We start from the raw sequence: 26,507 nt of genomic DNA, 5'->3' as shown, positions 1-26,507 counted from the left end.
ATATCTCTGTACTTATAGAAGTACCCCTGCTTATGTATTCAAAACAAAAAGAGACGGCTTCCTTTGAGAAACCGCCTCCTTTGTTGTGTATTCTATTATTTTCCTCCCGCTTTTGATTTCACGAGAATATCTCTTTCATCAATATCATTGATTTTCTTTGCACTATCGTTCAGATAATACTTACCTTTAGTAATATAAGCAATAACGATTGTTAGTACCGCTGCCAGCAGTGCCGCAAAGAATGCTGCTGTACTTTGCATGAATGGACCCATGTAGCCAAGTGCTGCGATTGTTCCCAGCAGACTTGAAATAATCAGAGACCAGACACCCACTGGATTCCATTTATATAAATATTCCTGGCGTTCTTCATAGTAGCCGGGCCCAATTTTCATCATCCGTTTTACTACGAGGAAATCAGTAACCAAAATCGCTGCCCATGACATCAGAAAGACACCCTGGAATGTTAATGCTGCATCTAAATGATCGGTAATACCGCCGAGCATTAAAGCCATTGCCGTAACACCTGCAACTACGACCCAGAATCTGCGGCCCGGTTTAAAGTTTACGACGTTTTCAAAGAAGTTTGATAATGATAAAGAACTGCTGTAAATATTGGTTACATTAATACGAACCTGAGTGAGCATCGTAAATAATGCACCGCCGATACCTAATAAGTGTACAATGTATACACCCGGATTCGGTTCATTTAAACGCACTCCAAACCATATACCAAGTCCGCCCATTACACCGTAACAGAAAATCTGCGGAATAAATCCTATGGCAAGTGATCCGCCTTTAATGTGATTCGGCTTCAGGAAGCGAGCATAGTCTGATGCTATAAGCGCAGTCAGTCCGATAATTCCATGCTGCATACCAATACATAATAAGAGCGCTGTTCCGCCAATCTGCATTCCTTCCGGCATATATGTCCAGAATGCGCCGTCATATTGTGACGGTGTCATGAATGACACTACGATTGCTGTAATTAAAAACACAAAGAATATTGGCAATGACCATTTTTGTAATTTATCGAGCTGTTTAATTCCGAACCAGTTAAGTGGAATAACGAGTGTTCCAAATACGACTATGAGCAGCCATACAGGAATTACAGGGAAGAATTCGTGTACTGCAAACACGAGAATCATACCTTCAAGTGCACAGTACATAATAAAGTTAGAAGCATATATTAAAGATGTTAATGACGCACCTATGTAGCCGAAGCCTCCGCCCCGCGACATTAAGTTTACGTTCATTCCCGATCGTGCTGACAGGTAAACGATAACTGTACCCATGATACCTGCAACGATAATTGCGTATGCTGCTGATATCAGAGCATTAATTGCACCGAACTGCAGTGCCATAACACTCCCTATTTGGAAGTAGAATATTGCTGTAGCAATACCAAAAGTAATGTTGGTAATACTGAGCCATCCCATTTTACGTTCGTTATATGGAACTTTAGATAATGAGTGGTCACTCTCGGTCGTTTCAATCTGCTGATCTGCTGTTTGCTCAGACCTCATAATTATCCTCTCCAATCTTATGAAACTTTATATTAAGGCGACTTTTACACTATACACTCTTTTCGCGAATAAATCAAGCTCTTATGTATATTTTTACACTATATAGTCGACATAATATGTATATTGACAATTAAAATGAAAGTATAACACTATATTCTTATTGAAATTTAATTTCAAAATGCATAATCTATTTGAAATAATGCACTAAAACTCATACAGTATATATATATAAAAACCTTGCCGGAACTGGCTTTTCCCGGCAAGGTTCTTTCATGAAATTTATTTATATTTTGCCCCTTCAGAGTAAGTATTTTGAGCATTCCATAATAAATATTCCTCCACACCATTATCTTTTAATGCTTCAATCTGGGCCTCTACTTCTGCCGCTCCATAATTTATATAATTACCCGGTCCGAGATATGAAGCAGTAAAGTCCTGAATCCAAGGTCTCGATTTTGGCGGTTCTTCAAGTTTCCCAAGCACTTCATTTTCCACTTTCATATACTGGTTAACTACTTCGTACGGTTCTGTATCTGGCGTATCAAAGCCAAATGCACCTGCGCCCCAGTGCGACGGGTATATCATCGATGATATAATATCAACATTATCGGCAATTTGAGAGAAGTTCTGACCAATCCCCGGCGCTTCCTGCTGGGTAGCTGCATAGCCGAAAACATCTACTGATACATCGACATCATAAGGTTTTAACTGTTCATTCGCATAAGCGACGAAGTCCGTTACAGCATTTACTCTCTGCTGCACCTCATCAGCTTCAGTATCTGCATACTCTCCAAAATCATAAGTAAGTTCAGAAGAGAGAGTTTCAAATGCTTCCGGGAACCTCACATAGTCAAACTGAATTTCTTTAAATCCGAGCTTGGCTGCTTCTATGGCAATGTCCACATTATAATCCCAGACTTCCTTAACAAACGGATTGACAAAACTTTCCCCGCTTCCGTTCTGCCATACTGTTCCATCGCTGTTTTGATAAGATAAATCCGGACGTTCCGCAGCAAGCCTCGAATCTTTAAAGACAACAATACGCGCGATCGGGTAAATCCCGTTGTCTTCAAGTGTCTCCATCAATACTTCCGGATTAACATAATCATACATGTGGGCCTGTGCAACTTCATTATCGACATCAAGCGGCATCATAATATCACCGATATCTTCTTTAACGTCGATAACCATAGAGTTTAATTCCGTATTATTGACGAGTTCTGTCAATTCCTGCATCCTCTCACCGCCTGCGGAAAAAGCAGTTACAAATATACCTTTTACTCCTTCTTTCGGATAAGCAATATCAACGCCGGACTGATGCTGAAATACAGGTGCTGTATCCTCATTAAGCGAATACAGAGGGCCGTCATTTAAATCCAGCTCAGCAAGAGGCTTTTCTGTTTCTTCCGGTGCCGTGCTTTCACCTTCACTTTCCTCTGCAGCATTTTCTGCCGCTGTCTCTTCTGCAGTTTCAGGCTCACTGCTGCCTGTCTCTCCTCTGATTGCCAGCGCAAGCAGTAAAAACAGTACTGCAAGAATTCCTCCGACCATAATTAAAAATTTTCTCGTGCTCATTCAGTCACCCCGCCTTCAGTATCGATTGTTTTCGGATCAATCAGCGTATAGCCTTTGTCTCTAAGACCGTTAACGATATCCTGAAGCGCCTCGCTGGTCCATGTACGGTCATGCATTAGCAAGTTTGCCCCATCGCCGAGCATCTCAGTATTTACCATAATATCCGCGAGTGATTCCGCTTCCTGATACTCAGGCTCCCAGTCAAAACCGTATGTCCAGTTCATAACTGTCATGTTTTCTTTTTCCGCTGTGCTGATGGATGCTTCACTGTTGACCCCGAACGGAGCTCTGAAATATTTCGGCCGCTCCCCGACCGCTTCTTCAATCAAGTCACTTGTATCGATTATTTCAAGTGCAGTATCTTCAGGAGTAATCTCCTGCATATTAAAATGGTTATAAGTATGATTTCCGATTTCGAAACCCAGCTCATGAATTTCTTGCAGCTTTTCCCGTCCTTCTTCCGACTCGATAAACATGCCGTTAACAAAAAATATGGCAGGGGCACCGAGTTCTTTTAATGTATGAGCCATGGCTACTGCATTTTCATCCGGAGCATCGTCTATCGTAAGCAGTACAGCAGCCGGTTCGGCTTCCTCCGAAGACGGCACTATCGCAGACGTTTCAGGGTCTACCGTATACAGTTTTTGAGATGCGCTCTCTTCTATTTTTACGTCAGTTGTCCCAGTCTCTACCTGTGCTGATTTTTCACTGCCTGCCGTCTTTGCGCCAAGTGCATTCTTCATCTCATTACTGCTGTTTTGAAATGCCTGCAGCTGCTCGTTAATCGACTGATAGTATGCTGCGACTTTCCCGTGAACTTCATTAACTTCCGTTATGCCTTCCTTCAATGTATTATAATCGGCATTCTCGCTTGCAAGAGATTCAAAAAAGGCAGTTTCTGTACTGCTGACATTTTCATAGCCCTCCCGCACATTCTTAATACTTTCACCAAGCTTCTCTACTGTTTCCGCTAACTGCTGGACCTGTTCTTCTTTCAGTTCTTCGCTTTCGCTGACATCAGCAGAACCGATATTTTCTGACATACTCTTCAGTTCCCCTTCAATCTCCGTGAGACCTGCTGCCAGTTCACTGCGCTGATTTAAATTTTCATAGAGCGGTGACTGGTCATTTTTAAAGTCAGACAGCTCTTCATCAGTCACCGAAGTATTAAACAAAGCGGACATTTCCGCTTCATAGTCAATAATGTTCTGCATGGTGTCCGTCAGTGCCGGCACAGTATTTTCTTCAATAGTTTCAATGTTTGATAAAACTTTATTTTCCGGACTACCACAGGCACCAAGTATGACCGCAGCTGCAGTAAACAGCATAACTATTATGTATTTCCTCATCGATAACACCCGCTTTCCAAATTTACTTAATAAAATATTCCTCCAATATAAAAAAGGGCAGCTCCATATAATGAAGTTACCCTCTTAAATATAAAAAATGCATATTTTACACTTATTTCATTTGGAATCCGGATCAATACTTACACTGCAGTACATCCCCGCAATGAATAATATCAACACTGCCAGGTACACGATAAAGTTATACTCCACAGGAATAAGAGTACCCACGCTGAACATCAGCAGAGTCGCTGTTAAAAATAAGAGAATGGCTGCTTTTTTCATTTACTTCTCATCCTCTGTAATCCATACGGTCTTCTCTTCAAAAGGAATTCGTTTAGGTTCCGGGTTTTTCTTCATATCCGATTCCCCGACGAAAATAACACCTAAAATTTCTTCCTCATCCGTCAGTTTAAAGTAATTTTTAACGGGAGCGGCATAATATGCCGGACCGCTCTTCCAGATTGCACCGAGGCCAAGACCGTGTGCTTCAAGAAGAATGTTCTGGACTGCAGCGGAAACCGCCGACACATCTTCAATGTAAATTGCTTTTTTACTATCCTGTTTTGGACTCAGTGCAACGACAATTGCCGTGGGTGCAATAAGCGGCTTCCTGCTGATTTTTTTAATGCGTTTCTGTCCCGCTTCGCTTGCAGGATCATCCACCCGCGATTTTGCCCATTCAGCAAGCACACGCGAGAGGGGGAGCCGTCCGTCTCCCTGCAGCACAAAAAACTTCCACGGCTCGGTATGATGATGGTTAGGAGCCATAATCGCCGCCTGGAGCAGCTGTTCAACAACCTCTTTACTAACCGGTTCAACATCCTTAAATATTTTTATACTCCGCCTCGTTTGTATCGCTTCTGTAATATTCATTATTTTTCTTCCTCCGCACTTTTCAGACGTTCTTCAATCCAGCTGATGACAGTATTGAAAATTTCTGTCTTCATAGTAAATTCGTTAAATATTTCATGCTCGAGTTCAGGGTAAATGATTAATTGTTTATCTTCTGAAGATATTTCATCATGAAATTCCACTGAATCCTGAACAGCTACAAGCCCATCGTTCTCTCCGTGAAGAATAAGCACTGGATCTTTAAAATCTCGAGCTTCAAGTTTTAAATACTCGATACCTTTTTCAAGCGTCCGGATTAGTCCGACAGATATCTCCTTTTTATTCAGCGCATCCTCAACGTAATGTTTAAGAACAATTTCTGTACTGCATAGTCCTTCGCCCAGTTCATTTTTAATATAATCGTTGCTGTCGAGCCCGACAGGAATGCCCGCAAACAATTCGTGGTTATAGCGTGTCAGCGCGCCGGATGTAATATACCCGTCAATTTTCCGCGGATACTTGGTACCGTATAGTGCAGCTGTATAGCCCCCCATGCTGTGGCCGATAACGAAAACCTGCTGCTGCGGCAGAAGCTTTCTTGTATAGAGTACTATAGCACCGAGATCATCTGTAATCTCATCAACTTTTGAATAAAAAGTATTTTCGCCGGAAGAGTGACCGTGTCCGCGCTGATCATAGCGGATGACATTGAATCCTTTTTGTATCAGCACATTTGCAATATCATCATATCTTCCTAAATGTTCCGCAAGACCATGAACAATAATGATTGTCGCCTTCGCTGTTTCAGGCACTTCTGTCGTCTGTACTTTCGCATAAAGCAGCGTTCCGTCTTTCGACTCAATGTACTTTACAAATGACATAATCATCTCTCCAATCTCTGTTACTTGAAATTATAACCTTTCCGCCGGGAAATTGCATATCTTAAAAGGTTAATATATTATTGATGGTAATACTAATTATAAAGGTGCTATTATGTCCAGTCAGAAAAAATATATACTCTCATTTACATGCGGCTTTCTCTTATATCTAATTATGTTTGTCGCATTAATTTACTTTAATTTCATTTATTATACGACCGGTTTTTTTGCTTTCGTTATTTTTGCCTTCGTTGCATCAGTAGTGTTCAGAATGCTTGCACATAAATTTGCAAAAGAAGGTGACCGTCCGGATCTTTACTATATGATTTTTATCGGCAGCTTTGTTATTCCGACACTGATACATATGGTTTTCTTTATATAAAATTTAACCAATTTAAAAATCGCACTTGTTCTCCCAGAGGAGTCAAGTGCGATTTTTTAAGCTTAAAGAGTTTCTATGCATTTACTTTTAATTTATTCGCAAATAATTCTAAAATAATCGCTACGACCAGAATAATAAGTGTAATCGCCCCGACTTCCTGCATATCATAGTAGAAGGTGCTCGCCATGAATAATTCGTAACCGATACCGCCTGCTCCGGCGGCTGCACCCATAGCAACTGCTACCCCGAAATTAATTTCAAAGCGCAGGAATGTCCACGAAATTAAAAAGCTTTTTGTCTGCGGCACGATGACCTGGAACAGAATATGAAAATAACTTGCGCCGGAAGCACGCAGCGCTTCAATTTTACCTTCGTCTACTTCTTCAAAAGCTTCCGAGTATGCTTTAACCAGATATGCAATGGAGTGGAAAATCATACCGATTACCGCTGCTACAGAGCCTAAGCCCGCTGCAATCGCAAATATTAAAACCCAGAGCACAGTCGGCACCGCACGCACGACAGTAATAAATGCTTTAATCGTGTTGCTGACCCACGGTTTTGATAGATTAACAGCTGTTCCAAATGCTAAAAAAAGTGAAATTACTGCTCCTAAAATAGTCGATAAAAACGCAAGCGATAAAGTGATTGTCACTTGCCACAGCGCATTTGACCAGGTTGTATTATTTAAACTCGGAGATAAAAACATCTGCCCGAGATTATCGAGTGTCATCGGAATGGCATGTGTCAAATCCAGGCCTGCGTAATCCATAATAAAGAATCCGATAACCGTGAATATTGCTGAACCGAATAATAATCCCTTTAAAACTCTTTGTCCTCTGCAGGGTTTAGAGACCTTAATGCAGCCATTTTTATTACGTTCAACAAGAGCAGTCATTATAAAATCTCCCTTCTGATGATGTTTGATATTGCTTCAATCACAAGGACCGCGAGGACGATTGCCAATGTAATCAGTGATACCATTTCATAATTCAGCTGTTTATAATACAGATCGAATAAGTAGCCGATACCCGTTCCTGTTAAAAGTCCGACGAGCGTCGCACTGCGTATATTCGTTTCAATCATAAATAAAATCCAGCTGAACATCTGCGGCATGCTGCCCGGCAATACCGCTTTAAATATCGTATGCCAGTATGTAGCTCCTGTTGCTTTCAATGCTTCCACGGAATCTTTGCTGCCTTCATCGATTGTTTCTACAAAAGCTCTGACTAAAAATCCGAATGAACCGAAAAATAAGGCCAGGAATCCGGTCATTGAGTTCGTTCCAAAACTGATGACTAAAATTAATGCCCAGGCAACGACCGGAATATTACGTGATATTGAAGCAATTATTTTTGCTGCCAGCATTAACGGTTTGTTAATATAAGTCAGTTTTGAGCCCATGAGAGCAAATACAACAGCAAATACTGCAGCTGTCGTTGTGGAAACAATTGAAATTAAAATTGTTTCCCATAAAAGACGCATTACACTGCCGAGGTTTGCCAGTGTCGACGATGAAAACCATATGTTGCTGGCCATCCATGACGCTGCTGCAGGAATCGACAGCACACCTTCTATATGATTATATTCGGTAATGTAGCTCGCGAGCATAATCAGTCCTACAATGACGACGACTGTCAGCAATAAATAAAGATTTTTCTTCTGAATAATATTTATTTCATTAACGTTTAACGTACTTGTTTTGCCCATCATTAATCACCTACTCCGTAATTAAGTCATCAAAATCCGTACCGTAAATCGACTGGATGACTTCTTTATCAATTTCAGCCGGATGGCCGTTAAAGACTACCTGACCGCTGTTTAAGCCGATAATACGGTCCGAGTAATTTTTAGCTACATCCACCTGATGCAGATTAACGATTACCGTAATGCCTTTTTCACTGCATATTTTTCTGAGATGATCCATAATTACTCTTGAAGAACTCGGATCCAGTGAAGCTATCGGCTCGTCACAGAGAATAATTTTAGGTTTTTGCACTAGGGCACGTGCGATACCGACACGCTGCTTCTGACCGCCAGACAGCTCATCACAGCGCTTGTAAATGTGGTCCTGAATACCCAGTTCCGTAATAATATCGAGGGCTTCCTCTTTCTCTGATTCTGTATACATTGAGAAAATGCCCTGCAGGCTATTTTTATAACCTAAGGTGCCGTGCATCACATTTTCAAAGACCGACAAACGGTCGACCAGATTATAATGCTGGAAGATCATCCCAATATTCGTTCTCATATGTCTCAATTCTTTTCCTTTAACACTGGTAATGTTTTTGCCATCGAACGTAATCTCACCCGACGTCGGCTCTATCATGCGGTTTATCGAACGAAGTAACGTAGACTTCCCGGCACCGGACGGACCGATAATCGACAATAATTCACCCTGCTTAATATTGAAATTAATTTCTTTAAGCACCGACTTGCCTTTTGAGTATTCCTTATTCAGATTTTCAATCGACATGATTACAGGCATTTCTTTAAGCTCTTTTTTCGATGCGGTTTCGACTTCGTTACCTGTAACTTCTATATCTTCATCAAAAGAGATCAGTACTCCATCTGTTTCCTTCTTGTTAAAATCTGTTCTATTTTTTGTTACTTCTTTTGTTTTATGTTCCACCGCCATGGAAGATGCCTCCTAATTAAAAAGAGGGGAAGTCCCCTCTCAGATGAATAAATTTTATATCGCTGGATGCCGGTTTAAATTTTCAATTTAGTTTCCTGAGTTGAGTTCTCTAATCGGGTTGAACCACTCATCTTCAACAACTACAAAACGCTCGTCCGCTGACTTGGTAAATAATCCGCCTTCTTCTGCATCTTCAGGAACGAAAATCTTTTCGTTATTTGCAACTTCATCAGAAGCAAGAACTTCCTGAATTTCATTGAATGTTTCTTCACCTAAAGTGCTTACGTTACCAATAAACGGTGCGTTCAGTACCGGTGTTGCCGAGATGATTCCAAATTGCTCTCCAGCAAGATTGGAGAATGGGTCTGCTGCACCTTCAGATACTTCGTAAATCGCACCTGCTGTATTTTCTTCGCCTTCTGCAAGTTCTACGTAGTTCTCAACACAAGTGTCACAGAAAGCTGCAACATCTGCTCTCTCGTTAATTAAGTTGACTGCAGAGCCCTGATGAGTGTTACCGAACATTACCTGCTCAAAGAAACGTCCGCTTTCAGCTAAATCTTCTTCTGTTAAGTCTGCATATTCTTCAGTTTCAGTAAATTCATTTAAAATCGTAGACGTTGGTACTCTGAAACCAGATGTTGATGAAGTTGAGACAAATGAAAAGTTGCTTCCCGGGAATTCTTCAATTGAGTATTCGCCTTCGCCTGTTTCATATTTTTCCATGTTATCGACTTTAGTAGCGAACCAGCTGTAGTATAAAGCATCTTCTTCAGTTCCTGACGGTCCTGACGGCACCGCCAATGGTTCGATATTGTCATTGCGTTCCTTAGCCTGTATGTATCCTTCTGCACCTGTAAATGCGAGGTCTGCATTATCATTAACAATGCTCTCGATGGCTATTGCATAGTCTGTAGTCAGTTCATGTTCTACTTCTCTGCCTGTCGCTTCTTCTAAAATCGCTCCAATTTCTTCGCGTGCATCAGCAAGCTCATTGCCGGATTCGTTCGGATACCAGACGACACTTAGAGGCTCATCACTGCTCGAAGCAGCATCTGCAGAACCGTCTTCTGTCTGTGTATCTCCTTCTCCGCCGCATGCTGCAAGCGCTAAAACAAAAGCTGAACCAAGAAAAACATTCATTAACTTTTTCATTTTCAAACTCCTTAAGTTTTATTTACATGATTAATTTAAAATGATTTTAGAAGGCAAGTAAATGCACTTTACGTCTATTTAACACATGTTTATACTATCTAAATAATTGGGCTGTTTCCTTTAATAATCCGCTGTCTATACCAATCTCATCAGTTGCTCCGAAATCTCCGTGATAATCTGACCCTCCTGTAATGAACAGGTCATATTTCTCACACACAGCATCGATTTTTTCATAATCAGTGGGACCGTGATCCGGATGATATTTTTCTATTCCGTCGATTAGTTCATAGTTATCCTCAATCAGTTCATAACTGTGCAGCTGACCGGGATGAGCAATGACCGCGAGGCCCCTGTCCTGTTTAATTGCTTTCAACGCTGCGATATAGTCGATATACTCTATATCTCCTGCAGCAGGACCGTTGTTCTTAAAGAGAGTACGGTACTTGGTTGTATATTTCGGGCAAGTGTAATGGTCATCGCATATTGCGTGCATAATATGCTGCTTATATATGATACCGGCCGGTCCAACGGTTTTTTTGACTTCATCCATATCTATATCAATACCGTAATCTTCAATTTTTTTAATTTGTTCCAAAGAATGCTGATGACGCCTCGTTTGTAAAGGCTCCGTTAATTTTTTAATATTCGTTGCATCCAAATCATAGTTATATCCCAAAACGTGTACTTTTCTCCTGCGTTTAAAATCGTAAGCTGAGATTTCTATGCCCGGAATTAAGTCGATACCGAGACGTTTTGCATATGGTAACGCTTCATTATATGTCAGATTTGTGTCGTGATCGACGAAGCTTAACATTTTAACATCTCTTTCTTTTGCCAGATTCAGCACTTTATTTACACTATCTTTACCATCGGAAAAGCTGCTGTGCACATGCAGATCTATTTTTTCCGTCATACCGCACGCTCCTCGAGCATTTTCGTACTCATGTCATATACTTTTGTGCATAAGCCGTCCATAAATTCCAGATCGTGAAAAATGCCAATCAAAGTTGTACCATTATCGATCAGTTTTGAGATTGTTTCCCTGACTTTTAGTTTCGATTTCTCATCAAGCGATGCTGTAGGCTCATCGAGCAGCAGAAGACGCGGGTTTTTAACGACTGCACATGCGATATTTAAACGCAGTTTCTCCCCGCCGCTGAAAGTGTTTGGATAGTTATGCCACAGTGCTTCTGGAATATCGAAGTGTCTGAGTGTTTCTTCAGCTTTTACCGCGGCGCTGTCTTTATCGACGCCCATTTCAAGCATTGAATTAATAACAAGCTCAAGCGTTGTTGTACGCGGCATAACTTTTAAAAATTGAGATACATAGCCGATTTCTTTCGTGCGCAGTTTAATCAGTGCTCTGTCTGATATATTATGCAGATCGACGGAGCCGAAATTCTCGGAATCGTAATTCACAGTACCTGCTGTCGGTTTATAAGTGCCGTAAATACTTTTTAATATAGTCGATTTACCGCTGCCGCTTTCGCCGACAATACCGAGAAACTCGCCTTTTTCTACATCGAACGATACCCCGCTGACTGCTTCTCTTGTCTGATTCAGATGGTGAATGGTGAATGATTTGCTGAAATCATTTATTTTAATCATAGTTATCCTCCTAATCTATCCGGTAGTGGTACTGGCTGACAATTTTTCCGTTAACAATACATTCTGTAATAGTCGGATAATCGTCAAAAATTCTTATGACGTTTAAATCCGCTTTTTTACCTGGTGCAACCGAACCAATTTCATCGTCCATCTGCACTGCTTGGGCTGGATTCAGCGTAATTAGTTTGAAACCGTCAACGAGCGGATAGCCTGCTTCTTTGTTTAACTTAAATACAGAGTGAAGCATGGCAGGCGGGTAATAGTCGCTGCAGAGAATGGATACGCACCCTTCCATAATTGCATCTTTTGCGTTTAAATTACCCGAGTGCGAACCGCCGAGCATAATGTTAGGCGCTCCGGCGAGCGTATACATGCCCTTGCCGTGAGCGTATTTTGCAACTTCCATCGTGATTGGAAATTCGCTGATCGTCGTTGCCAGCGTTTCATTAAAATCAATTTTCTCTGTTGCATCATCGTCATGAGATGCCACTGCGATGCCTTTTGAACGTGCCAGTTCTGACATCGTTTCCATTTCTTCAACTGACAGTCTGTTCATTTCTTTTTTATTTTCAATCTGTTTATTAATTTCTTCATCAGAAAGATCCTGGTAGCCTTTCATCGTATGACGGTACTTTTCAATATCGCGGTACTGTCCCTGACCGGGTGTGTGATCCATAAAACTCAGGAGATGGACACGCCCTTTTTCAATATGGTCTTTGATGGTGCTGACCATGCCGAGTGAATCTAGCTCAAAACGCGCATGCAGACGGTGACGGATTAAGTGTTTCTCAGAATGCGTGCGGTGGATTGCATGAATCAGTTTATTCACATTATCCGGCTGCCTGACCGGTTTGTGTCCGAATAAATCCTGTTTATATATCGATAAAGAATGGAACATTGTTGTAATGCCGTGCGAGCTTAAAATTCTTTCCGACTCTTTTATACCGATATTAAAATCCATCACTGTCGTCGGACGCGGTGCAATAATGCCTTCAATATAGTCGGAATGAATATCGATAAATCCTGCAGTCACATAACCGCCTTTAGCGTCGATAACTCTCTGGTGACCTTCAGTATCCGCCTCTGCCGTCGGGACAATTGTTTTAATTGTGTCACCTTCAACCACGACTGCATGATTTTCTAAAATTTCTGTCTCTGTTATGACGCTGCTGTTTATAATAATCAAAACTTGTCACCTCTTATAAGATTGAGTAAACTAACTGCTGAGTATATTTATGCTGCGGGTCTTCCAGAATCTGATCGGTAATTCCGTGCTCGATGACCCGCCCGTCAAGCATAACTATGGTCCGGTCACAGAGCATGCGGATAATCGCAAGGTCGTGAGATACGACAATCATACTGACACCCATGTCGCGCTGAATTTCTTTAATTAATTCCAGCACATCTGCCTGCACTGATAAGTCGAGCCCGGTTGTAACTTCATCCAGCAATAATATCGGCGGGTAATTCGACAGCGCCTTAGCGATTTGCACGCGCTGCTGCATACCGCCGGAGAAATTTTTCGGTGCTTCGTATTTACGGCTGAGCGCAATGTTAACTTTCTCAAGGAAGTGATCTGCCCGGTCTGTCATCTGCCCGACGTTGCGGTTTCCGCTCGCAATCAGTTTTTCTGCAATATTGGTCACCGATGAAAAATCCATCTTTAAACCCTGAAGCGGGTTCTGATACACCATACCGAGCTGTTCGTTCCGGATCTGTCTCTTTTTCTGGCTGGAGACGTCGCAGGCATTGCCTTCAATGCTCGCGTCACCTGGCAGTATATATTCACCGCCAGTCGCTTCCTGATCAAAGTACAGCGTCTTCATTAAAGTGCTTTTCCCGCTGCCGCTCTCACCGACAATGCCGAGAATTTCACCTTTATACAAGTCGAGTGACGCGTTCCTCACTGCATACACTGTATGGCATTCAGGACACATATTTTTTTGCAGTTCGGCATCAGTTCCCCTGCAATAGTCACAGCCGCTGCCAAATTTTTTCGATAAATCTCTCAATGACAATACAACTTCATCATTTGCCGGCATTGTTCACAGCCTCCTCGTTCAGCTTCTCAAGCATGTAGCTCGTATCGTTGGTCAGGTAGTACGTTTCTCCTGTTTTCTCGTCCTGAAGTTCATCCATGTAGACGCCGGTTAAACCTGACTCGCGGCAGACTTTATCTTCAAATTGTTCAACTTCAAATGGATAATCTTCAAAAGCGAGTGATTCCACTTTGGTGTACGGCGGTACGGCATGAATCTTCTTCTCGCGCCCGGCACCGAGGAGAATAAGTCCTTCGTTGTAGTTCATTTTCGGATTATCAAATCTCGGAATCGGGCTCGGTGCCATAACATAGCGGTCATTTACCATGACCGGATAGTCGGCATCATCTGTAATGTGGCCGTATTTCATAATCTGCTCAAATAATTTTATAAATGCGCCGCTGTATTCTTTATCACCGTGCAGCATTTTTGTTTTGCGCTCGCTGACTTCAACGGTTCTTAACGGTTCCGGCATCGGCACCTGCAGCACTAAAATCTGAAAAGGCTTCAGCGGAACTTCCGGGATTCTGTGACGCGACTGAATCAGTGAGGCTTCCGATGTATGAATGGTTTCTTTTACGCCTGTTGTGCTCTGTATTAAATTGCGGATATTAACAGCGTTGACGGATTCGTCTGAACCCTGGTCGATAACTTTTAAAATATCTTCCCGGCCGACGAGTGACAGCGTCAGCTGCAGGCCGCCTGTTCCCCATCCTCTGGCAATCGGCAGTTCACGTGACGCAAATGGCACCTGATAGCCCGGAATTGCGATTGCTTTTAATGTTTTTCTGCGTATTTCTTTTTTTGAGTGTTCATCTAAAAATGCGAAGTTCTGACTCACTGTCTTTCCTCCTTGCCCTGACGCATACGGTCGAGTTTTGATTGGAATGTAACGTAGTGCGGCAGTTTTAAGTGTGAAATAAAACCTGTCGATTCAACTGAATCAATATGATATAAAACAAATTCATCATCACTCGTAGCGACACCCGGTTCCGGATGCTCGAGACTGTAATCCAATACGCTCATGGCGATGGCTTTCGTTTCATTTTGGCCGAAGACAAGACCGTAGCCGATTTTAATCATCAGATCTTTTTCACCGGCATCCGAATCATCTTCATCTAAGTCCGGCATAAAGCCGTCTATTTCAGTGACTTCATAATCCCCGATAAAATACTCGCCGTAATCATCATCTAAATCGACATGAACAGGCTGCTGGCCGACACGGCATTCTCCTATATTCGGATGGGAAGCAATTCCGTAACCTCGAATTTCAGCATAGCCGAGTGACGTCACTGCACCAGTCTGGCCGCGGGTTAATGCCTGCAGTCTCTGACTTCTCGTACTCGGATACTCGATCGCCTTTTTCGTAATATCGTCCGGTTCATCATTATTTTCCGGTTCACGAACGAAGAGCCCTTCTTCCTCTAAATAATCGATGACTTTCGGCAGTTTATCGAGGTCATAATTAAACGGAATCTCTTTGCAATCCACCGATTCTCGAGGCCCGTCTGCCAGTTCTTTTAATGAATCATCTAAAAGGCGGTGGGTGAAGTCTGAAGTGGCACCGAGGATCTGTCCGCCCGGTATGTCTTTAAAGCTCGCAGACACGCGGCGTTCAACGAACATTTCTCTCGTGTCTGTTACCGTTGAATAATATAATCTCGGTAAGGTCGAACGATGCGCACGCATCAGGAACACTGCTTCCTCCATATTTCCTTCCGCCTGCTTGATTGCGAGTGCCGCTATATCACGGTCATAAAAACTCGCTTCGCTCATGACCTGGTTGATCAGCTGGCGCATATTTGTTTTAATATTTTCAACATCGATGTCGGCTCCATCTTCAAGCCGTCTGTTTTTATATAAAATTACCGAGTTATTGATAGCATGTGCGCCGCCTTTAACCGCAACGTAACCCATTTAAAGCACCTCCACTTTTGTCGTTCTAGGAATGATCACCGTATTATTTTCTTTATCGGTCAGTATTAAATCAATGCCGAGCGGAAACTCTTTGCAGACTTTATTTCTGAGTGCAAACCAGCTGTTCTGGAAAGATAATTGAATATCTGTCGACTCTTTAATACCGGGACCGCTGAGGCGATAAGCCTGCCCTTTGCCGATACTTTCTATATCGATTAATAGCGTTGCTGACTTTTCAGGAGAAATTAACACACCTGTCATCACTTCCTTAAAATACTCCGCTTTTAAATCTGCTTCTTTAGTCACTAAAAAATCTGCTGACGAATAATCTATATTCGCAAGACCGCCGGTTAATACTTTTAATTCTTTGCTCATCGTTTTATCTGCTGAATAAAATGAAATTTCATTATCGAATAAGGTCATGGCAGTCAGCAGTGCCGCATTGCTGAAATCCGTATAATTCTTAACGTCTTCAGTTATTATTTCAACATGCCCCGGCCGGCTTGCCGCATTGATCAGCTGACGGTAGACCTGCTGTGTTGTATGTACAATTGTATTCACCGTTATCCTCCTAGTCGTTCATCATTTCGAAGCTGACTTTAGTTTGCAAAATTTTCTCTGTTTTTTCTGCAATATCATTTGCCTCAATATTTTTAAGTGATTTTAAAATGTCATTTAACTCCGCTGTAAATTTGTCCAGTTTAAAACTTAAATCGATAAAAGCCATAGCCTCCGACAATTCGTTATCCGAACCTTTCACGAGACCCGTGCCTACAGTTGAGCCATGTCTGATTTTTGTTTCAGTAATCAGCACTTCACCCATATAAAATAAAGAATTTTTCGCATGTTCTCTCGTCTTCATCATAACCAGACCTTCACTCGGCTCACTGATGATTTCGAAGTCCAACGCTTCTTTAAAATTGTTATAGAAATCGATTGTCTCTGTTCTGCCGTACTTGGAAAAAATACGTGTCCATAATTTTCTGTCCATGTCACAACCTCCTTATGAATTAATCCTAACTTGTTGCCAAGCAGGCTGAGTTTAAGTATTGGTAAAGGAATGTAAACGTTGGATTGATAATTGTTAATTCAGGATGACTGCATAAAAAAAGACCGGAACTCTCGAGTTCCGGTCTCAGCTCTCATCTGACAGCTGATGTTTAAACAAATCGCTTCTGTATAATATTTTTACCCGCTCCAGACAATCACCCGTCTGCTTATCATAGGTATCTGTTTCAAAGACCAGCAAAGGAACGAGTTCACTGCAGTTTAAAATCCTCATCTCTTCCAGTGTCGGAAATTGAGTAGAGATAATGCGATCTTTACTGCTTAACTGCTCGTGTCCTGAAGTTTTAAAGTAGTTATAAACAGACTGCAGACTATCTTTATCGCTGTATATATCCGGAAACAAGTCTTCCCTTATATAAGAACTGTGAATCGCACAGGGAACTTCATTGACAATTCTAAGACGCGTCACTTTAAATATTTTTACGTGATCCGCCACTCTGAGTGACTCACTGTAATATTCCCGTTCTTTTTCAGAAGCATAATCGGCGTAAATTATCCGGCTTTCGTACGGAATATTCTGCTCCTGCATTTTTTCTGAAAAGCTCGTCGTACCCGTAACAGCAAATTCAATCGTCGGCAAAGGTTCATTAACGAAACGCCCCACGCCTTGTCTGCCATAAACAATACCCATTTTCTCCAGCTGCACCAGCGCATTTCGCGCATCGATCCGCTTCGCCCGGTATTCTTCAGCCAGCTCATTTTCACTCGGCAGTTTATCACCGGGTCCGAGTTCTCCCTGCAGAATCATTTCCTGAACTCTCGTCCTGATTAAAGTTTCTTTTGTGATTTCCATATTATCCAAAGACACAATTCAGCTCCTTACGACACGATAAATTTATTATACATGGCCGCTTAAATTCATCCTAATAATACCAATAACCGAATATTATTATATTTTTACACAATATATTAAACTAAATATGAACTTTATTTAAATTTATTGTTGATAAGTTCGTTATTTCTGTTAATATAAATACATTCATTAACTTACATACTTAAAGGAGCTTTTGGAATGGACTTGTTAAAAAACAAAATTTTATCAGAAGGTGTCGTACTTTCGGATAACGTATTAAAGGTAGATAAATTTTTAAATCATCAGATTGATCCTGAACTGATGGTGGAAATCGGCAAAGAATTCCACAGCAGATTTAAAGATACAGAAATTACAAAAGTACTTACCTTGGAATCTTCAGGTATCGCGCCTGCAGTAATGACAGCTTTGAACTTCAATGTTCCTGCGGTATTCGCAAGAAAAAGAAAATCGCTGACTTTTACTGATGATTTATTATCTGCACAAGTCTTTTCTTATACGAAACAGGAAACAAATATGATTAGTGTATCCAATCAATTCATTCAGCCGGGAGATAACATTTTAATTATCGATGACTTTTTAGCCAACGGCGAAGCAGCCGGTGCTTTAACTAATATCGTTGAACAAGCGAAGGCTAATGTTTCAGGCATCGGCATCGTGATTGAAAAATCATTTCAAAGCGGAGCGGCAATTCTTAAAGAGAAAAACTACCGTGTGGAATCTCTCGCGCGCATCGAGTCTTTATCGAATCATACTGTAACATTTTCCGGAGGCAATGAGTAATGGCTCAGGAATCCAACGTTAAAGATTTCTCGCTCGGTCTGCAGCATGTACTTGCCATGTATGCCGGCGCAGTTATCGTTCCGCTGATTGTCGGCAACGCCATCGGTTTAACACCTGCCCAGCTGACCTACTTGATTTCCATCGATATTATGATGTGCGGGGTGGCAACAATTCTTCAGGTTTGGAAGAATAAGTTCTCCGGCATCGGTTTACCTGTCGTACTCGGATGTACGTTTACTGCCGTTGGACCGATTATTAACATTGCCAACACCTACAGCATTCAATCCGTTTACGGTGCTATTTTAGTATCGGGTTTAATCGTAGTGCTGATTGCTTCTTTTTTCAGTAAACTGATACGGTTTTTCCCGCCGATTGTAACCGGCAGTGTGGTTACGGTTATGTATAGTGACGACTACCCTGCAGCAGCACCGACAAGCCTGTAGCCGCCTGCGTCCGTCCGCTTCATTTCGCCCCAACGATTCACCCTTCGCCCTGCAGCATCGATATCCTGCGATATCCTGCGCCCTGTGATGGCCTGCAGCCGCCTGCGACCGTCTAACCGGACGATTACCCTGCATCGAATAGTTATCGGCCTGTAAATGCGCCTGTAAGCGTCTGTATACGCCTATAAACACAAAAAAAGGACGAATCCCCGAAGGAATCCGCCCGTTTTTCATGGTCGATATTTATATATACGCCTAATTCGGCCATATAGGCTTACTGTGGCGTTATAGCGATAAGGTGATACAATGTTCATATTCGATATTCCGAACCAATGGCGGCACGCTCTCGTCAATTTAAACGGTAGTTTGCGCATCAATACGAATAAAAAAAAAGACACTGCCTGCGAAGACAATGTCGATTTCATAAAATCATAAAACATATGAAGTTATTCACCAATAGGATTATAGACAAAATGACGAAGTTATACTGATTAGATAACAGCTAACTTAGTTATTAATTAAACTATGTTACATTTAAACAATATAATTAATGAAACTTCTTGTCGGGAAATTCGTACCCCTGCTGTCGGTAGTGATTTTTAAGTTCTCGTAATTTCGTCTGTGTAATTCCGATACGTGCTGCGATTGCTATATTTGATATTTGATAGTCATATAACCACGACTGAAATTTTTCCGGCGGTAATACCTTTTTTAACGTTTCCATATCCATTTATGATACCCCCTGCATTATTGTTTCCGACATTGCTGCCGTATATGCTTCGAATTCCTTTCGAGAATTGACCGTTTCCCCTGCTGCATTAAGCTGTTCAATTTCTTCGTCGGTCTTTCGATTGTTATAACAATAATTCGTATATTCTTCGAACTGCTGCACGGTCATTTCGTTTTGATTCGCAAGATATTCGACGACCTGCAGGAAGCCCGCTTCGATTTGTTCACGTGTGCGGCCGTAATCCGTTATGATTTCGTTGATGATGTCTTCACGACGAAAGAATTCGAACGGGTTATAATCCGATTTACAGTTGTTGATATATGCGTCTAGTCGCCAAACGTTCTGAATCGTATGTCCGCCGCCGTGACCTGTCGCAATGGCGATAAAATGTTCCGTGTGTAGGTCGTCAGAACCGGTTATCGGACAATAAGGGAAGCGGCTGACGATTCCGGCGGATTGTGTAAGCGTTAGGCTGTCCGGTAACGCCCGCTTCCTTGCTCGCCGCCTTACGTCATATAGCGCATACTGTTCACGATTCTTTTTTTTATGTTCCCGCCTAATTTCCTGTTTTCGTTCTTTTACTTCCGGACGGCTGTTATATTCCCTTTGCTTCTCTCGATATTCCTTCGACTGCCTTTTAATTCGCCTTTGAGTATTTCGGCATATCTTACAAATGTTTCGCTTTCCGTCCATATTTTTCGAATGTTTTCCGAAGTCATCGTAATGCTTCAAGTCGTGGCAACCGCTACAGACTTTTCCGACCCTTCTGCCGTCATGCCGAGTTAAAAACTTCCCCCGTCCGTTCTTCCCTTTACATAATTCGGGCGGTTCTGTCTGTCCCCTGCCGCCTGCCACGATTAATTTCGCTAATCCCGTCATTTATGACACCCCCTGCGCTTGTTCCTGCGCTTGTTGCTGCATAGCGGCCAATTCGTTCATTCGCTGCCTGCAACGCTGCTGCAGACGGCTGATTCGTTCCCTGCACCTTAATCGTTAGATTTCCGACCTTATATATTGATTGCGTCATATGATATGCGCCCCTTTTTCGATTTGATACGGGTATATGTGGACGAATCAATTCGTTATGTGACGCTGCGGGGCGAAATATTTTCATGGTAGACGATTTGGTAATAATGGCGACGTGCTGCAGGCGTTGCTGCTGTGCGATTCTCGTTGATAAATGTCACTGCATTCGATCTGAATGACATCTTATTCCGGACAACAAAAAAGACACCGACCAAATGGCCGATGCCCTGCGTATAATTATCTCGTTGTTGCGAATGTCGTTTTGTTATCTGCTGTAAACATATCAACGTAAATCGTCCCGAATGTAGTGTCTGACGAATCTGATGCACGATGCCCGACGAATCTTGCCATGTCTTTGTTGTCGTTGCCGGTCGTAATTTGGTAATCGTATGAACTGTATAGCTTCGTCCCTGCTTCAAGTGTGCCGATGCGTTCCCCGTCGATGTCGTAATATTCCGCTTCATGCAGCAGCGTCGTGCCTAACATTCCATCGTTCCTATATTCGAAATTGCCGACGCTGCATGTCTGCGTAAAGTCACACCCGCCGAAGTGTCGAAGTGTTAAATAGATATGGTCGGTTAGTGTCGCATAGTTGCGGCTGCCGAATTTCGTTTCTGAATGATTTATATTCGTTCTATCCGCTTCGCCGTTCGTTAAATGCTCGGTAAGTGTATGTGCAACGAATGTCTTCGCTGCTTCGCCGTTTTCGTACGTCTGAATCGATTGCATTGCGTACTGTCTGACGTTGTCTGCCGGATACGTCGCAAGCCTTTCGCTTCGTGTGGCCTGCTCGTCGTCACTAACGAAGAATAGTTCCCCTTCGTTTAACGTCCCTGCTGCGCCTGCTGCGTCGATGCTGTCGTAAGTGTCCGCTGCGTCCATCGAAACGTATAACGTATTATTCCCGCCTGCGCCTGTATCGAAATTTAATTTCGGGTGATGTGGCTGCTGCTCGATGACTTGGACGTCCCTTTCGTTCCCCTGTATAACATGGCTGTAAAATAGTACCGATATACAGACCAATAAAGCGGCCGTTAATATGATTCGACCCCAACGTAATGTGTATCTATGCATGATTTCGATGTCCCTTCTATATAAGCTGTAATATAAGATTAATGACGACTAATACCAACGTTATGACCGTGATAATTAAAGCGGCTTTTCTCATTACTTCACCGCCCGAAAGTTTGGCGTCGCTTCCTGCTGCTGTCTATATTCGGCCGCCCGTTCGTTGCTGTTAATCGCTCGTAAAGCTAACTCGATTCTGTCTATTTCCTTAAACTGTCTTAATTCATGTTTGTCTGCGTCTAACTGCTCGCCGTCTTTCCTGCGTTGGTCTTCTAGCGTTCTGCTTCGTTTATAGCTGTTCAATGCATCAAATGCTTCATGGATTAAATCCCTATTTGTTTTCAAATTTATCGTTCCTTTCGAGTTTAATTATAAAGGCGACCGAAGCCGCCCGATGCTGCTGCTTATTCGAAAAACTTAGCTACGCCTTCGCTGTCGACTGTATAGAATGGCTGTTCGAGAACGTCCCCGACGCTGTTACTATAATACTTCGAATATGAACCGCTGTAAGTGATGTAAAATGCCGGATAGCCTTCGTAAGTCCCTACTGACGTTATTCCGTCATGCTGTCCGTTCGATTCCTTCGCCCATCTCGTAAAGCCGGCTTCTAACTGCGTAATTACCGAACTGCCTGCCAATCGTGATGCTTCGGCCTGCCCGACTAATTCTACAAGGCCGTCGGTATAGGTTACTGCTGCGCCCGACTGCAAGTTCCCGCCGGCTGCATCTGCGTCGAATTGGCTGCGGTCTATGCCTTCGTAACTGCTGCGGTCTGCTGCTTCCTGAACGAACGTTTCAAGTTCGGCGACTTCGGCGTTTGCCTTTTCAAGTTCGCTTTCAAGTCGTGTTATTTCCGCTTGGATTTCCGCTTCGTCTTCCGAGTAATCACCTTCGGCAACTTGTTGCAATTCTTCAATTTGCGCCGTTAATTTATTACGTTCGGAATCAATACGTTGAATTTCTGCGTTCGCTTCGTCGATGCTTTCGTTATGCTTCGTCATCAATGCGTTGAACTGTTCCGTTAAATATTCATTATCCGCAAGGGCTTCGCTGATATCCTGTTCCATCTGCGTAACGTTTCCTTCGATATTATCGACACTGTCGCCGCCTTCCCAAACGACATTACCTACGACAATTCCTGTTGTGAAAAACCCTGCTGCGACTAATGCTGTACCTAATTTAGACATGTATAAAATTCCCTTCGATTATGTTTTATTTGATTAATGATGCTGCTGCTTTATTTGAAGATGCTTCGGGCAATACGGCCGGTTACTTTGCCGTATACCCTGCGGCCGATTCGTTTCCCGACCTTGCCGTTTTTGACTGCCTTTGCGTCGTTGCTGTATTTCAGTATTGCGTATAGAAATCGCTTCATTTCGACACCCCCTTTCGATGTGGTATAATTCGAATCAGTAAGGGACGGTTTTATTTCGCCCCCCTTGATTATTGTTTGACCTGCCGATATATCGAATGTACTACCGACAATAACAGTTGTGCGACTGTGTCGAATGTGTACATTCTTTGTATCGGTCTTTTTTACGTTCCTGCTGCTGCAGCGTCGTCTTATTGCGCAAGATTTACCGCCTGCCCTGCGCTTGTAAGTGTGAAGGCACCGTCTAACCGGTAATCTCGGCCTATTGCTTCCCAATCGATGTAATTTTCAAGGTGCGAAGGTATTTCTACCGTCAAAAATCCGTGTTCATTCAGTGCTTCGCCTAACTCTTTATCATTGCTGACGTCATCTAAGATAATGGCGTCTGCTGCCGCTTCAATCGCCTGCATGATATCGCCCGTTACTTCGGTAATGGCCGGTAGATTGTCTTTGTCGTAATCGTCCATGTCTTCGAGTTGCTGCGCAATGTCGTTCAATTCAGATAATCCTTTGCCGCTGATTGTGTAATCGGTAAAGCCTTCGACATTGAAGTTGATATCCATTATTTCGGTTTCTTCCTGTGGTTCTATCGTCGCTAACGTGGCGTACGTATTCACTCGATGGATAATGTCCGCTATTTCGTCGTCAGTTTTCGGCAGCGTCGTCCACATTCCGACAAGTTCACCGCTGTTATACGCCCCGATGCTGCCTATCCATACGCTGATATCTGCGCTGTTGATGTCTTCGTCATAAAGCGGCATTGGTCGTTCTAGCGGTACGCTGTCGCCTGCTGCGTCGTCATCGTCCGTGACGAATACTATTTCGACATGGTCGTCGATGAACTGTTCGGCGTCTGCTGCTTCGCTGCCGTGTGATTCGATTACTTCGTCCCCTGCTGCTGCTGCGTCTTCCTGCGTCCTGCTGTCGTCCTTGTCGGGGTCGTATCCTTCCGGAACGATTCCCACTACATACGAATGTCCATCGACCATGAACCAACAAAATATGTCGCAAGGTAATTCGTCAAATTCGTCTATTGTCGGCTGCCTATCGTTGAAGCGGAATAATAAGCCTGCGTGGAATGCTTCGATGGTCTTTTCGGTATACTGCATTATCGTTCCTGTTGTGTAATGTTCACGGTGCAGCTTGGCTTCATGGCTGTCGATGACGCTGCGCACTTCGGCTTTATCCGTAACATTGACCGCACCAATAAGCTGCCCTGCTGCTTTCAATATCTCGTTCGCTGCACGTAATTCGTCCGCCGGCTTGGTCGTGAATTCGCCGATTAGTTCGATGTCTGCGGTGCTGTATTTTGATAAGTCTGCGCCGCTGATTACGTCTTCAATAATCGCATCGGCCTGCTTACCTTTTGCGCCTGTCCATTTCGCTAATGCTTCATATTTCACTACGTCCGATTTTGTCGTGTGCAGCCCTGCAAAGTCGAGTTTTTCTTCGTTGATTTCCAATGCGCCGCCTTCGTTGATTGTGTCGATGATTTCGTTTGCTTCGTCTGCTGCCTTCATGTTTTCGCATTCTTCGCAATCACATGGCGCAAGTGTTTGGATTACTTTGTAAAGGTCTTTTTGATTGTCTTCGTGTGCTGTGTGCGTGTCCATTGATTCGAAGTAGTAACCTGCTGCTGCGTGCGCCCAAACGCCGTCGATGTCCTTGTAAATTTCTTCGATTCCTGCTTCGTATTTCTTTGCGATTTTCATGCCTGTAAAGTTTTTCATTTCGATTCCTTCTTTCATATAAGTTTATGTATCAATGTAGGAGTATGAAGGGCGAATGAACGCCCTGCGCTGCTGCTCGTCTGATTAGTAGATTTCGACTGTAGGTTCGACGGTCACTTCGTCATACATTGCGAACCAATTCACGACACTACGTTTGACCGCTGCTGCTCGTTTCTTTGCTGCCTTCAAATTGTCCGTCGGTGAAGCGTCATCGAATGAATCCGTAACCCAAGTGTCTTGATGGTCGCCGTCTTGGTACCAATTGACTTCGACGTCATAGACGCCTTCGTCGTCTTCGGATTCGAATATTTTAACTGCGACTGTTACGTCGTCTTCATAATTGACTGCTGCGAAAAGTTCTTTCTTTAATTCTTTCATTTCCATGTTTTTCAATTCACTCATTCCTTTCGATTTCTAACTATGCTACACTGGCAATCCGTTATATTTCGTATGCATTTTTTCGGTAGTCACTTTCCGATGTCGGTGAAGCACTGATAACAATATAACGTGATAGCGCAATAATGTAAAGCCCTTTTTATAAATTCTTTATTTTTTCTTTGGTTTGGCGTATTATTAAAGTTATTGAAATATTACATAACTGCAACGAAAGGGCGTTCTGCCAATGATACGTGTAAAACTTTTAGAACTATATGAAAAGCACGATGTAACCCAAAAACACGTTTCCCAAGTAACCGAAATTCGAGAATCAACACTTTCGGGTATTGCTCGGAATACAAAAGCACATTTGAATGTCGAAATCTTGGACAGGTTATGCGAATACTTTGATGTAAAAGACATTAGTGAAATTTTGGAGTATATCCCAAATGAAAAAACCGGCGGTTCATAAAGAACTACCGGCCTTTTTTATATATTTATTATCCATTGGTAAGACGTCCGTGCCTTTGTAAGCAATCGTAAGCACTTGAAGGGGCTGTCGATTCCATTACGTAGGTAAATGGACACGGTCGTCTATAGATAATTATTTATTATGCTGATTGAATCTGTTTAATTTTCACCTTGTTCTCTCGTTTCAAATAGAATGAATGAAACGCCCTTTCGAATTTCTTTAAGCTACGCTGCAGGCTTTGCTGTACGGCTTGCTGCGTTGTTCCGAACATTTCTGAAATTTCACGTTGAGTGATTCCTTTTTCATAGTGAAGAAATAAATAACTTTCTGCACGTTCATTTAATTTGACGGTAGAAATAACCTGCTCGAAGTCCATTTCGTACGCTATCGCAAGGAAGTCGCCTTTTTCTGCATCTGTTTTAAAGAAATGACGGTTCATTAGATAAGCGTGTATCACTTCTACGTCATCGAATTTTATTTTACGTTTGATAGTGCCGGCCATTAATTCATTCCCCCTACGTCTATGTTATCCGAAATACTTTTTCTTTCTACGTTCGATTTCCTGTTCGCCTTCTTGCGGTGTTCTGTATCCATTATGAACGCTGCTTTCGATTGCTTCGACGTCCATGTCGTAAAGTTCATTTTCAAGCGTTGCAATCTGTTGCAGGATTCTATTATGTTCCTGCTCGGCTTCGATTTCTCGGATACGTTCTTCGATTTGCTTTCTATCCATACGC

Annotated in this window: 33 protein-coding genes and 1 pseudogene; 4 read left to right on the top strand and 30 right to left on the bottom strand. The window is 42.6% G+C overall.

What is annotated here, in order from left to right; all coding sequences use genetic code 11:
- Positions 1-95: 95 nt before the first annotated feature.
- The 6 genes from DFR63_RS07740 to DFR63_RS07720 form a co-directional block, all read right to left on the bottom strand.
- Entirely contained in the window at positions 96-1,523 is a 1,428-nt protein-coding gene (locus tag DFR63_RS07740) for a purine-cytosine permease family protein (protein WP_115885371.1), read from the bottom strand.
- Between the two features lie 279 nt (positions 1,524-1,802).
- Entirely contained in the window at positions 1,803-3,098 is a 1,296-nt protein-coding gene (locus DFR63_RS07735) for a putative glycoside hydrolase (protein WP_115885370.1), read from the bottom strand.
- Positions 3,095-4,447 carry a polysaccharide deacetylase family protein gene (locus DFR63_RS07730; RefSeq protein WP_115885369.1) on the bottom strand — a complete coding sequence of 451 codons (1,353 nt, stop codon included), beginning with the start codon at positions 4,445-4,447 and terminating at the stop codon, positions 3,095-3,097. The genes DFR63_RS07735 and DFR63_RS07730 overlap by 4 nt, the downstream gene beginning before the upstream one ends.
- A gap of 117 nt (positions 4,448-4,564) precedes the next feature.
- Complete coding sequence (locus DFR63_RS11800) at positions 4,565-4,729, bottom strand: hypothetical protein (RefSeq protein ID WP_162842315.1); 165 nt, start codon at positions 4,727-4,729, stop codon at positions 4,565-4,567.
- The gene (locus DFR63_RS07725; protein WP_115885368.1) at positions 4,730-5,320 is read right to left on the bottom strand and encodes a nitroreductase family protein; all 591 of its coding nucleotides are present in this window, start codon (positions 5,318-5,320) and stop codon (positions 4,730-4,732) included.
- On the bottom strand, positions 5,320-6,159 hold the full coding sequence (locus DFR63_RS07720) for an alpha/beta hydrolase (RefSeq protein WP_115885367.1): 840 nt from the start codon (positions 6,157-6,159) through the stop codon (positions 5,320-5,322). The genes DFR63_RS07725 and DFR63_RS07720 overlap by 1 nt, the downstream gene beginning before the upstream one ends.
- A 112-nt stretch (positions 6,160-6,271) precedes the next feature.
- Between DFR63_RS07720 and DFR63_RS07715 the strand changes: the two genes are divergently transcribed.
- A complete protein-coding gene (locus DFR63_RS07715) occupies positions 6,272-6,538 on the top strand; it encodes a hypothetical protein (protein WP_115885366.1) in 267 nt (88 codons plus the stop codon).
- A 73-nt stretch (positions 6,539-6,611) separates the two neighbouring features.
- Here the strand turns inward: DFR63_RS07715 and DFR63_RS07710 are convergent, their stop codons facing one another.
- From DFR63_RS07710 to DFR63_RS07650, 13 genes are all read right to left on the bottom strand, one after another.
- A complete protein-coding gene (locus DFR63_RS07710; protein ID WP_115885365.1) occupies positions 6,612-7,433 on the bottom strand; it encodes a PhnE/PtxC family ABC transporter permease in 822 nt (273 codons plus the stop codon).
- Positions 7,433-8,245, bottom strand: coding sequence for a PhnE/PtxC family ABC transporter permease (locus DFR63_RS07705; RefSeq protein ID WP_115885364.1), 813 nt, complete (start codon positions 8,243-8,245; stop codon positions 7,433-7,435). The genes DFR63_RS07710 and DFR63_RS07705 overlap by 1 nt, the downstream gene beginning before the upstream one ends.
- A 10-nt stretch (positions 8,246-8,255) precedes the next feature.
- Positions 8,256-9,023 (bottom strand): phosphonate ABC transporter ATP-binding protein, encoded by a 768-nt coding sequence (gene phnC, locus DFR63_RS07700; RefSeq protein WP_115885510.1) that lies wholly within the window; start codon positions 9,021-9,023, stop codon positions 8,256-8,258.
- Between the two features lie 237 nt (positions 9,024-9,260).
- Positions 9,261-10,328 (bottom strand): PhnD/SsuA/transferrin family substrate-binding protein, encoded by a 1,068-nt coding sequence (locus DFR63_RS07695; protein WP_115885363.1) that lies wholly within the window; start codon positions 10,326-10,328, stop codon positions 9,261-9,263.
- A 94-nt stretch (positions 10,329-10,422) separates the two neighbouring features.
- The gene (locus DFR63_RS07690; RefSeq protein WP_115885362.1) at positions 10,423-11,241 is read right to left on the bottom strand and encodes a PHP domain-containing protein; all 819 of its coding nucleotides are present in this window, start codon (positions 11,239-11,241) and stop codon (positions 10,423-10,425) included.
- The gene (locus DFR63_RS07685; protein WP_211313789.1) at positions 11,238-11,942 is read right to left on the bottom strand and encodes a phosphonate C-P lyase system protein PhnL; all 705 of its coding nucleotides are present in this window, start codon (positions 11,940-11,942) and stop codon (positions 11,238-11,240) included. Before DFR63_RS07685 ends, DFR63_RS07690 begins: the two co-directional genes overlap by 4 nt.
- Before the next feature lie 4 nt (positions 11,943-11,946).
- Positions 11,947-13,122: a phosphonate metabolism protein PhnM gene (phnM, locus tag DFR63_RS07680; RefSeq protein ID WP_115885360.1), complete on the bottom strand. Its 1,176-nt coding sequence runs from the start codon at positions 13,120-13,122 to the stop codon at positions 11,947-11,949.
- 13 nt (positions 13,123-13,135) lie between these two features.
- Positions 13,136-13,978: an ATP-binding cassette domain-containing protein gene (locus DFR63_RS07675; RefSeq protein WP_115885359.1), complete on the bottom strand. Its 843-nt coding sequence runs from the start codon at positions 13,976-13,978 to the stop codon at positions 13,136-13,138.
- On the bottom strand, positions 13,965-14,816 hold the full coding sequence (locus DFR63_RS07670) for an alpha-D-ribose 1-methylphosphonate 5-phosphate C-P-lyase PhnJ (protein WP_115885358.1): 852 nt from the start codon (positions 14,814-14,816) through the stop codon (positions 13,965-13,967). Before DFR63_RS07670 ends, DFR63_RS07675 begins: the two co-directional genes overlap by 14 nt.
- On the bottom strand, positions 14,813-15,892 hold the full coding sequence (locus DFR63_RS07665; RefSeq protein ID WP_115885357.1) for a carbon-phosphorus lyase complex subunit PhnI: 1,080 nt from the start codon (positions 15,890-15,892) through the stop codon (positions 14,813-14,815). Before DFR63_RS07665 ends, DFR63_RS07670 begins: the two co-directional genes overlap by 4 nt.
- Entirely contained in the window at positions 15,893-16,453 is a 561-nt protein-coding gene (gene phnH, locus DFR63_RS07660; RefSeq protein WP_115885356.1) for a phosphonate C-P lyase system protein PhnH, read from the bottom strand.
- Between the two features lie 10 nt (positions 16,454-16,463).
- The gene (locus DFR63_RS07655) at positions 16,464-16,883 is read right to left on the bottom strand and encodes a phosphonate C-P lyase system protein PhnG (RefSeq protein WP_115885355.1); all 420 of its coding nucleotides are present in this window, start codon (positions 16,881-16,883) and stop codon (positions 16,464-16,466) included.
- Positions 16,884-17,027: 144 nt separating this feature from the next.
- Positions 17,028-17,768: a GntR family transcriptional regulator gene (locus DFR63_RS07650; RefSeq protein WP_245954162.1), complete on the bottom strand. Its 741-nt coding sequence runs from the start codon at positions 17,766-17,768 to the stop codon at positions 17,028-17,030.
- Positions 17,769-17,972: 204 nt separating this feature from the next.
- Between DFR63_RS07650 and DFR63_RS07645 the strand changes: the two genes are divergently transcribed.
- Both DFR63_RS07645 and DFR63_RS07640 read left to right on the top strand, forming a co-directional pair.
- Positions 17,973-18,554 (top strand): xanthine phosphoribosyltransferase, encoded by a 582-nt coding sequence (locus DFR63_RS07645; protein ID WP_115885354.1) that lies wholly within the window; start codon positions 17,973-17,975, stop codon positions 18,552-18,554.
- Positions 18,554-18,955, top strand: a pseudogene (locus DFR63_RS07640) (solute carrier family 23 protein); the annotation flags it as partial. The gene DFR63_RS07645 and the pseudogene DFR63_RS07640, both read left to right, overlap by 1 nt.
- A gap of 589 nt (positions 18,956-19,544) precedes the next feature.
- On the opposite strand, the gene DFR63_RS07635 reads toward DFR63_RS07640, so the two are convergent.
- From DFR63_RS07635 to DFR63_RS07605, 9 genes are all read right to left on the bottom strand, one after another.
- Positions 19,545-19,727, bottom strand: a complete 183-nt coding sequence (locus DFR63_RS07635) for a hypothetical protein (protein WP_115885353.1) — start codon at positions 19,725-19,727, stop codon at positions 19,545-19,547.
- Positions 19,728-20,606: a hypothetical protein gene (locus DFR63_RS07630; RefSeq protein WP_115885352.1), complete on the bottom strand. Its 879-nt coding sequence runs from the start codon at positions 20,604-20,606 to the stop codon at positions 19,728-19,730.
- Positions 20,539-20,754 carry a hypothetical protein gene (locus tag DFR63_RS11645; RefSeq protein WP_147302208.1) on the bottom strand — a complete coding sequence of 72 codons (216 nt, stop codon included), beginning with the start codon at positions 20,752-20,754 and terminating at the stop codon, positions 20,539-20,541. Before DFR63_RS11645 ends, DFR63_RS07630 begins: the two co-directional genes overlap by 68 nt.
- 236 nt (positions 20,755-20,990) lie before the next feature.
- Complete coding sequence (locus tag DFR63_RS07625; protein WP_147302207.1) at positions 20,991-21,776, bottom strand: hypothetical protein; 786 nt, start codon at positions 21,774-21,776, stop codon at positions 20,991-20,993.
- Between the two features lie 144 nt (positions 21,777-21,920).
- On the bottom strand, positions 21,921-22,166 hold the full coding sequence (locus DFR63_RS07620; RefSeq protein ID WP_115885350.1) for a hypothetical protein: 246 nt from the start codon (positions 22,164-22,166) through the stop codon (positions 21,921-21,923).
- 59 nt (positions 22,167-22,225) lie between these two features.
- The gene (locus tag DFR63_RS07615) at positions 22,226-23,008 is read right to left on the bottom strand and encodes a hypothetical protein (RefSeq protein WP_115885349.1); all 783 of its coding nucleotides are present in this window, start codon (positions 23,006-23,008) and stop codon (positions 22,226-22,228) included.
- Positions 23,009-23,058: 50 nt separating this feature from the next.
- The gene (locus tag DFR63_RS11795) at positions 23,059-23,196 is read right to left on the bottom strand and encodes a hypothetical protein (protein ID WP_162842314.1); all 138 of its coding nucleotides are present in this window, start codon (positions 23,194-23,196) and stop codon (positions 23,059-23,061) included.
- 188 nt (positions 23,197-23,384) lie between these two features.
- Positions 23,385-24,923: an antirestriction protein ArdA gene (locus tag DFR63_RS07610; RefSeq protein ID WP_162842313.1), complete on the bottom strand. Its 1,539-nt coding sequence runs from the start codon at positions 24,921-24,923 to the stop codon at positions 23,385-23,387.
- Positions 24,924-25,007: 84 nt separating this feature from the next.
- Complete coding sequence (locus DFR63_RS07605) at positions 25,008-25,316, bottom strand: hypothetical protein (protein ID WP_115885347.1); 309 nt, start codon at positions 25,314-25,316, stop codon at positions 25,008-25,010.
- 229 nt (positions 25,317-25,545) lie between these two features.
- Here DFR63_RS07605 and DFR63_RS07600 point away from each other — a divergent pair, with 229 nt between their 5' ends.
- Positions 25,546-25,770: a helix-turn-helix domain-containing protein gene (locus DFR63_RS07600; protein WP_115885346.1), complete on the top strand. Its 225-nt coding sequence runs from the start codon at positions 25,546-25,548 to the stop codon at positions 25,768-25,770.
- Positions 25,771-25,909: 139 nt separating this feature from the next.
- On the opposite strand, the gene DFR63_RS07595 is transcribed toward DFR63_RS07600, so the two are convergent.
- Both DFR63_RS07595 and DFR63_RS07590 read right to left on the bottom strand, forming a co-directional pair.
- Positions 25,910-26,272 carry a sigma factor-like helix-turn-helix DNA-binding protein gene (locus DFR63_RS07595; RefSeq protein WP_115885345.1) on the bottom strand — a complete coding sequence of 121 codons (363 nt, stop codon included), beginning with the start codon at positions 26,270-26,272 and terminating at the stop codon, positions 25,910-25,912.
- A 24-nt stretch (positions 26,273-26,296) separates the two neighbouring features.
- Positions 26,297-26,503, bottom strand: a complete 207-nt coding sequence (locus tag DFR63_RS07590; RefSeq protein ID WP_115885344.1) for a hypothetical protein — start codon at positions 26,501-26,503, stop codon at positions 26,297-26,299.
- Between the last annotated feature and the right edge of the window lie 4 nt (positions 26,504-26,507).

The organism is Jeotgalicoccus halotolerans (genome assembly GCF_003387165.1).
GTDB classification, from domain to species: domain Bacteria; phylum Bacillota; class Bacilli; order Staphylococcales; family Salinicoccaceae; genus Jeotgalicoccus; species Jeotgalicoccus halotolerans.
The sequence above is the reverse complement of the archived record's forward strand: the minus strand, read 5'-3'. Positions and strand labels throughout refer to the sequence as shown.